Here is a 7,195-nt window from a genome sequence, read left to right as displayed (position 1 = left end):
AAGGTCACGGTCGGAGGCCAGACGGTGCAACTGACCAAAGCCGTCGAATACCCCGACACAGACGGCTCGGTATCGCTGGCATTACGCCCCGAAGCGATATCTCTGATCCCCTCGGCCAGCCGAGACGTCACGTTTGAGGGCATGGTAAAGAGCGTCAACTTCATGGGTTCGGTCATCCGTATCCGCATGGATGTTGGGGCCGAAGCGATCTCATTCGATATGTTCAATAGCCCAAATCTGGTCGCCCCCGCCATCGGACAGACCGCGCTCGCCCATTTTGCCAGCACCGATATGTTCGAGGTTTCGGCATAATAGTCTGCCGCTCCTAAAACGCCCGCTGTTCGCCCATCCCAGCCCGCCCTTGCTCTCAAGGCTGGGTCACTGCCCGTGATCAATCCCATGAAATCGGCGGCCAAGCACAACTCAGTCCTTTCCCACACGTTACCACTTGGTTTTGCGCAAAAAATCCGTGAGACTCACAACCAAGAGGAGTGGTCTTAGGCGGGGCGGATGCTTCCGGTCACGACCATAGTTAATGAGCGCCAACAAAGCGTGAATTTAAGGGGGTCTGCCAATGAAAAGCCTGCTCGCATTCGCTGCGGGGATTGATCGTTTCAATGAAATCATCGGCAAGGCCGTCTCGTGGCTGATCCTGATTGCGGTCATTGTCAGCGCCACCAACGCCGTTGTCCGTAAAGTTTTCAGCGTTTCGTCGAACTCTTGGCTGGAACTGCAATGGTATCTTTTTGGAGCGGCGTTCCTGCTGGCAGCCGCCTACACGCTGAAACAAAACGAGCATATTCGTATCGACATTGTTTACGGCATGTTCTCGCGACGGGTGCAGCACTGGATCGACTTGTTCGGTCATCTGGTCTTCTTGATGCCGTTTGTGTTGCTGATGCTGTATTATCTGGTGCCCTATGTGGCCCGGTCTTATGTCTCGGGTGAGGTATCTACCAACTCCGGCGGTCTAACAATCTGGCCTGCCAAGGCATTGCTTCTAATTGGCTTTTTTCTTCTGGCCATGCAGGGAATATCCGAGATCATCAAGAAGATCGCCGTGATGCGCGGCTTGCTGGACGATCCCACGCCCTTCATCTCAGCACATGAGGCCGCCGAGTTGGAAGGCAAGGCGCTGGTCGAGGAGATCGCCAAATGATGGAGTTCATTGCGCTGAACATGGCGCCGATCATGTTCGCCAGCTTGGTGATTTTCCTGCTGCTAGGCTACCCCGTTGCGTTCGCACTGGCGGCAAACGGCTTGTTTTTCTTCTTCATCGGCGTCGAACTTGCGCCATTGTCCGAAGGCGCGATCAACCTTAGCTGGCCGTTGCTGAACACTTTGCCCAATCGGTTCTGGGGGGTGTTGGCGAATGAGACCTTACTCGCGATTCCGTTCTTCACGTTTATGGGCATCGTGCTGGAACGCAGCGGCATGGCCGAGGACTTGCTGGATACGATCGGTCAGTTGTTTGGCCCGATCCGCGGTGGGCTTGCCTATGCGGTGATCATCGTCGGCGCATTGCTCGCGGCAACTACCGGAGTTGTCGCGGCAAGCGTGATCGCGATGGGCCTCATTTCGCTGCCGATCATGTTGCGTAATGGCTATGATCGCAGGGTAGCGTCGGGGGTCATCGCCGCTTCTGGAACACTGGCGCAGATCATCCCGCCCAGCCTAGTGCTCATCGTTTTGGCTGACCAGTTGGGCCGCTCGGTCGGTGATATGTATGCAGCCGCGATGTTTCCTGGGCTGATCCTCACCGGGTTTTACATGGCTTACGTGCTGGTGATGTCGATTGTTAAGCCCAACTCAATGCCCGCTCTGCCGCTTGAAGCACGCACCCTTGGGCATGGCGTCACCTCGCTGCTCATAGCTTTGTTGGCGGCGCTGGCGATCTCTTACGGCGCGCACCGTTACTTTGATCAAGGCGGCAGCAGCAATGCGGCAATACTTGGCGCGGTGGTGGGTATTCTCGCAATCTACATGGCTGCTGTAATCGACAAGACGCTGAAAACTGGTGTGATGTCGCGGCTTGCGCAACAGGTTATAATCGTGTTGATCCCACCCCTCGCGTTGATCTTTCTCGTCCTGGGCACGATTTTCCTCGGCATCGCCACTCCTACCGAAGGCGGCGCGATGGGGGCCGTTGGCGCTTTGCTACTGGCGGCGGCCAAGAGGCGTCTCACAATGTCAGTGATCACCCAAGCCCTCGCTTCTACAACCCGGCTGTCATCGTTCGTGATGTTTATCCTGCTCGGCGCGCGGGTATTTTCGCTGACATTTTACGGCGTCAACGGCCATATTTGGGTTGAGCATCTGCTAACCTCGCTGCCCGGAGGCCAAACCGGCTTCCTGATCGTGGTGTCGCTCTTGGTGTTCGTGCTCGCGTTCTTCCTCGACTTCTTCGAGCTTGCTTTCATCATCGTGCCGCTACTCGTCGCCCCGGCAGAGGCCATGGGCATTGATCTGATCTGGCTTGGCATCATCCTTGGGGTGAACATGCAGACCTCGTTCATGCACCCGCCGTTTGGCTTCGCGCTGTTCTACCTGCGCTCGGTCGCCCCGCGCATACCCTATCTGGATAAAGTAACAGGCAAGAAAACCGCCCCAGTGACCACCGGCCAGATTTACTGGGGCGCGGTGCCATTTGTGATTATCCAGGTCGTGATGGTCGGCGTAGTCATCGCCTTCCCGCAGCTTGTGATGCACTATAAAGGCACGCCGGTAGACACCTCAAACGTGACAATCACCTTGCCGCAAATGCCTACGCTCGGTGGCAGCGGTCTCGGTGGCACGCTTGGTCAGCCCAAACTCGGTGCCCCTGTTCTTGGTGCGCCCAAGGTCGGCGCCCCGGCGTTGGGGGCTCCGGCGATCGGAAAGCCGGATGCACCGAAGCCTGCGCCTTGATTAACAGAGACCCCGACAGCTTAAGCTGCCGGGGTCTCAAATCTGCCCGGTTTATGCGCCTAGAACCTTACAATTTTCCGGCGTTTTGCTGGGTCATCATGAAGGTGTCGTAATTATACTCCGCGATCTGCGCCCAAGTGTAATGCTCGGTGCGGAAAGCCTTGATTGAACCCCAAAGCTTGGCGAATGACGGATTTGTCGCCTCCATCTCGGCATAAACCTCATTTGCCGCAACGAAGCAGGCTTCAAGGATTTCCGGGCTGAAAGGCCGCAGCTGCGCGCCATTGGCGACCAGAGATTTGATCGCGGTAGGGTTCTTGTAGTCATATTTTTGCAGCATATCGGCATCGACGCCTTGGCAAACCGAGCGCAGCAGCGATTGGTAAGCCGGGGTCAGTCCCTCGTAGGCGGCTTTGTTGAACATGAAATGGACGGTCGGGCCGCCTTCCCACCAGCCGGGATAATAGTAGTAAGGCGCGACCTTCTGGAAACCGAGCTTTTCATCATCATAAGGGCCGACCCATTCGGCGCCATCAATGGTACCTTTTTCCAGCGCGGGATAAATGTCGCCGCCAGCAATTTGCTGTGGCACGACGCCGAGCTTTTCCATCACTTTTCCAGCGAAGCCGCCAACGCGCATTTTCAAGCCCTGCATGTCGGCCACTGTGTTGATTTCCTTGCGGAACCAGCCACCCATTTGCACGCCAGTATTACCGCCCGGCAAGGCTACGATATTATGCTGCGCGAGGAACTCGTTATACAGATCAATGCCACCACCATGGTACTGCCAAGCATTATGACCCCGCGCTGAAAGTCCAAACGGCACGGCCGCCGCGACAGCCCAGCTCGGATCTTTGCCCCAATAGTAATAGCCAACGGTGTGGCACGCCTCGATATTGCCCGCCGTCACCTCATCTGCAGCTTGCAGACCCGGTACCAATTCGCCCGCCGCAAAAACCTGAATGGTAAAGTTGCCATCAGTGGCTTCGGACAAACGCTGCGACAGCACTTCCGCACCGCCATAAATTGTGTCCAGCGATTTCGGGAAGGACGAGGTCAACCGCCACGTAATCTTCGGTGATGCCTGTGCCAGCGCTGGCGCAGCCAAAGTCGTAGCGGCTGCGGCTCCGACGCCTCCAACGGCAGCCTTTGTCAGAAATGAGCGACGATCCATGTATTCCTCCCGATTGCGACATGTGGGTAAAACAGCGTTCTGTCGCGTTCCTCCCGACAGATGTTCGAAGGTTACATGCTAAAAACGCCCTGTCCAGTCTTGAGGCTGGGAGGGCGACGTTGACGTAAAGTAAATACCTGCGACGCTTTACCGGGCGGGGCCGTTGGGTCAGACGGGCCGTTGGGTCATTTGTTGTATCAATACTACCAAGCAAAAAACCGAGGACAATTATGTCCGCCGCAAACTCACTCTGCGAGCGGCATCCCTAGGTGGAGCCTACGACGCGTATTATCGGGATCGAACTGCTGTTGCTCGCCGCTGTCGGTTGGATCATCGCCGGCACCGCCATCACCGGGCAGCACATTACCGTCATCATCAATCGGCAACGTGTCGTGCTCGGGCCAAGACAGATCTTCATCGCTGTCATCAAAGATGGGTTGCGTGTCCGGCGGCAGTTGGTTGCGAGCAGAATCATCTACAGTGGAACCAGGATTTTCGGGATTATTGTGCGTCATGGATAAACCTTTCACGGGTGTTAGCCTGAATGACCTAATTCTTAGCCGCCGCCGCTGGTTCCCAATTTTGGCTTACACAACAAAAAAACAGCCGCAGCCGCTATCTATCGCTCAACTCTCCCGGCCTTTAAGGGTGAATGTATTTAGGAACACTCTTGTAACGAACGAAAAGCGCGCGGCTTCTGAGCGGTTGCGAAGGATTAATGCAGCCCCGCTCTCAACAGCAGTTCCACGCCGAACCCCACCAGACAGTTAACAGCAAATGCCGTGATCGTCAGACGAAGTGCATCCATAGCGCTGCCCTTTCTTTGCGATCAATTATGAGAGCATGATTTTTTAATTCAACAAAAGCAGCAGGCGCAAGCTGAAATTGGCCAGTGCGATGGAAAGAAAGTGACCAAGCTATGGAACCGATAACCCGCCACCGAACTGACTAAATCTAGTGGACAGGGGCGGGAGTATTGAACGTGAAAAACGGCTGGCGGGTCGTTCTAGTCGTTGAAGATAGTTTTCTGATTCGGTTAAACGCCTTAGACACAATTGCACGCACCGGATACGAGGCTTTGGAGGCTCAAAACGCCGACGAGGCGATCCTCATCCTTGAGACGAGGCAGGATATTGATCTGGTGTTCACTGACGTCCAGATGCCCGGCTCAATGGACGGTATCGAATTATGTCAGTACGTGCGAATTCTTTGGCCCCATGTAAAGCTGTTGGTCGCCTCCGGGGTGTTCCAGCTGCAAGAACAAAGCCTACCTTCCGGTTGCATATTCTTATCGAAACCCTACTCCGACCGAGCAATTACCAATGCGATTACGAAGCTACTCGGGGTTTAGACCGCTCTGCTGCGGCGCGTTTTGGCTCACTCGGACGAAATGCGCGCTCTACCGCAAATTGTGAAGTTCATAGCCGGAACCAGCTGTCTTTCTCAGGCTTGATAACTTGATCGACAAAGGGAGTCGGTTCTAGGAGAGGAGAAAATTATGCCTAACAATAGCCAAGAATCCAAAAGCGGTTCCGGCGGCAAAGAGGCTGGCGGCACCCGGGGCGGGACCCCCGAGCAGCATGCCGAAGCTGGTCGCCAAAGTCACAAAAACGACTCGTCCGGCGGCAAGTCGTCGGGCGGCAAGTCGTCCGGTGGGCAACAGTCCAGCAGCGGCACTCGTGGGGGAACCCCCGAGCAACATGCCGAAGCCGGCCGCCAAAGCCACAAGAACGACTAATTGGCTTGTCCAATATGCGAATGCAAAGGCCGGGGGTTTCCCCGGCCTTTTGGCCTTAAGTATACCTGTCCAACGCGACCTCCCACCACGCCGCTGGCGATCAATTATGAAATCGCAATCCCGTTAAATCTTCAGGCATTCTGTGCAGAACCGGCTGTCACGCCACTACACCTAAATGTTTGTGAGGTGACACCAGAACCTGCAGAGAAGCGGGATCATCCGGGAATTAGTGGGAACGGCCGAAAAAGCGCGTGATTACGGGAGCTTGAAGGCCATCCGGCGGCGCGAAGGTTGTTGCGCGCCGGAGTTGGCAGAGAAGCCGAAAAGGGCCGGTTGCGTGGCTTTGGGGGCGGCGAGGGCGTTTTGTGGTCGGCGAATTAGCGACCGTTTAAAGACCATTTAATAAGGGTTAAATGGGCGTATATAGGCGCGGCGAGCTCAGTTGAGGCGGGGTTTTAGCTGCCGGAACCGGGAAGAGCGCTTCCCAGTTTGGTTTGCGCTTCCCAGTTGGCCGTAACACATTGATTTGAAAATAAAGTTATCGCTACACTCTCAGCGTTAGCCGATGGACAACTGGGAAGTGAATCGCGTCAGTTAAGGCTGGTAGGCTTGGAAAGCCGCACCGCAGTGCCAGAGGCGACGAGGAAGATCATGCTTTTGCCGCCGCCTGAAATTTCGCTGTAATCGAGATCGACCGCGACAACTGCGTCCGCCCCAACCTGAAAGGCTTCACGCCGAAGCTCCAGCAGAACTGCCTTCCGGGCGTCCTTAAGCGCATTCTGATATGACTCGTTGCGACCTCCAACGAGGTCTCGAATAGACGACCCAATGTCTTTGAAGATATTCATCCCGAGAACGCACTCAGCTGTGATAATTTCGATGCGTTCGGAAATGGCGAGGTTGTGCGAAGACTCTGTTGTCAGGATGATCGCTGACAGTGCTTCATCAAGCTTCCTACGTTCGAGAGAGGCTGTATTCAGCGAGGTAAGATCGGGAAATTGCTTTGGCGCGGCGGATGTTGGGTTTCTGTTTTTCTCCGCGCAAACAAAACAAATACCTGTCTTACGCTCCAACAACGCGAGTCGTTGATCACATTGCGTGCAAGCTGCCACTTCACTGCCCTCCGATGTTTCTAGTCATGTAATAATACCTAGCCAAACGACTTTACCCAGCAAGCGAGCGGCCAGCGCAGCGCGTTTTGACAGCGTTCGAGCTTCCTCGTTTTCTGTTCGCGGCAAAAGAATTGGAATCCCGTCGACGAACACTGTTCGCGCGATGCCGATGTTGGCACCCTCTTGAAAGCACCAGACGCCTCCGGAGCCTCTTTGCGCGGCATTAGTCTGGATCACGGCAACAGTTTTTTTCGCATCCGTAAA

General features: G+C 55.3%; 9 protein-coding genes. 5 read left to right on the top strand and 4 right to left on the bottom strand.

Features of this window, described 5'->3' with window-relative positions:
• The 3 genes from JWS10_RS18495 to JWS10_RS18485 all read left to right on the top strand — a co-directional run.
• The coding region (locus JWS10_RS18495; RefSeq protein WP_299509271.1) for a TOBE domain-containing protein at window positions 1–312 on the top strand (312 nt) is incomplete at its 5' end.
• Between the two features lie 262 nt (window positions 313–574).
• Complete coding sequence (locus tag JWS10_RS18490; RefSeq protein ID WP_299509270.1) at window positions 575–1,159, top strand: TRAP transporter small permease subunit; 585 nt, start codon at window positions 575–577, stop codon at window positions 1,157–1,159.
• Window positions 1,156–2,907, top strand: a complete 1,752-nt coding sequence (locus JWS10_RS18485) for a TRAP transporter large permease subunit (RefSeq protein ID WP_299509269.1) — start codon at window positions 1,156–1,158, stop codon at window positions 2,905–2,907. Before JWS10_RS18490 ends, JWS10_RS18485 begins: the two co-directional genes overlap by 4 nt.
• A gap of 67 nt (window positions 2,908–2,974) precedes the next feature.
• Here JWS10_RS18485 and JWS10_RS18480 read toward each other — a convergent pair whose 3' ends face one another.
• A complete protein-coding gene (locus JWS10_RS18480) occupies window positions 2,975–4,081 on the bottom strand; it encodes a TRAP transporter substrate-binding protein (RefSeq protein WP_299509268.1) in 1,107 nt (368 codons plus the stop codon).
• Window positions 4,082–4,326: 245 nt separating this feature from the next.
• A complete protein-coding gene (locus tag JWS10_RS18475) occupies window positions 4,327–4,596 on the bottom strand; it encodes a hypothetical protein (RefSeq protein WP_299509267.1) in 270 nt (89 codons plus the stop codon).
• A 467-nt stretch (window positions 4,597–5,063) separates the two neighbouring features.
• On the opposite strand from JWS10_RS18475, the gene JWS10_RS18470 reads away from it, so the two are divergent.
• Together JWS10_RS18470 and JWS10_RS18465 are read left to right on the top strand one after the other, a co-directional pair.
• On the top strand, window positions 5,064–5,432 hold the full coding sequence (locus tag JWS10_RS18470; protein WP_299509272.1) for a response regulator: 369 nt from the start codon (window positions 5,064–5,066) through the stop codon (window positions 5,430–5,432).
• A gap of 147 nt (window positions 5,433–5,579) precedes the next feature.
• Window positions 5,580–5,819 (top strand): hypothetical protein, encoded by a 240-nt coding sequence (locus tag JWS10_RS18465; protein ID WP_299509266.1) that lies wholly within the window; start codon window positions 5,580–5,582, stop codon window positions 5,817–5,819.
• A 590-nt stretch (window positions 5,820–6,409) separates the two neighbouring features.
• Here the strand turns inward: JWS10_RS18465 and JWS10_RS18460 are convergent.
• Complete coding sequence (locus JWS10_RS18460) at window positions 6,410–6,931, bottom strand: YbjQ family protein (RefSeq protein WP_299509265.1); 522 nt, start codon at window positions 6,929–6,931, stop codon at window positions 6,410–6,412.
• 24 nt (window positions 6,932–6,955) lie between these two features.
• A partial coding sequence (locus tag JWS10_RS18455; RefSeq protein WP_299509264.1) for a hypothetical protein occupies window positions 6,956–7,195 on the bottom strand: 240 nt, incomplete at its 5' end.

The organism is Cypionkella sp. (genome assembly GCF_028290025.1).
Lineage (GTDB): Bacteria > Pseudomonadota > Alphaproteobacteria > Rhodobacterales > Rhodobacteraceae > Cypionkella.
The sequence above is the reverse complement of the archived record's forward strand: the minus strand, read 5'-3'. Positions and strand labels throughout refer to the sequence as shown.